The sequence below is a fragment of the Arthrobacter sp. 4R501 genome (assembly GCF_002929755.1).
Classification (GTDB): Bacteria; Actinomycetota; Actinomycetes; order Actinomycetales; family Micrococcaceae; genus Arthrobacter.
Genome location: NZ_PJIW01000060.1, coordinates 1 through 638, shown reverse-complemented (window position 1 = coordinate 638; position 638 = coordinate 1). Strand labels below are relative to the sequence as shown.

Annotated in this window: 1 protein-coding gene; it reads left to right on the top strand. The window is 63.5% G+C overall.

What is annotated here, in order from left to right; genetic code table 11:
• On the top strand, positions 1-508 hold a 508-nt coding region (locus CXR02_RS21880), incomplete at its 5' end, for a DUF6326 family protein (protein WP_308470707.1).
• Positions 509-638: the final 130 nt, after the last annotated feature.

Sequence of the window (638 nt, the reverse complement as noted above, 5' to 3'; positions counted from 1 at the left end):
GAAAGAAGAACCGATGACCATCCGAACGAACACCCCGAAACTGCTCGACAACCCTCCGATCCCCGTGCAGGCCAAGCTCGCCGCCGCCTGGACCAGCCTCATGTTCCTCGTCATCTACATCGACTACTTCCACCTCTACCAGCCCGGCGAAATCGACGAAATCCGGGGCGGCGTCATCTTTGAGTTCGACATCAACGGGACGTTGATGTCCATCTTCTTCGTGATCATCGCGATCCCGGCCCTGATGGTGCTGCTCTCCATGACGCTGCCCGCCCGGGTGAACCGCGTCACGAACCTCGTCGTGGCATCGCTGTACATCCCCATCATGGTGTTCAACGCGGCAGGGGCGTCCTGGGACTGGGCCTTCTACTACGCCCTCACCATCGGAGTCGAGGTGCTGATCCTGGCCTTCATCCTGCGCTCCGCCTGGACCTGGCCCCGCCGCGTCGCATCGCCGGTGACCATGCCGACCAGCCGTGAGGCCGATCGCGCCCAGCAGCAAGCGTGAACCTACGAGCAGTCCCCGTCCTGTTCGGAGCCATCTGCCTCGGTGCCGCGGTGTGGGCCTCCTGGCGGTGAGACACCAACTACCACTGACCTGCCGGTAGGGGCCTTCCAAGGCCCCTACCGGCAGATCA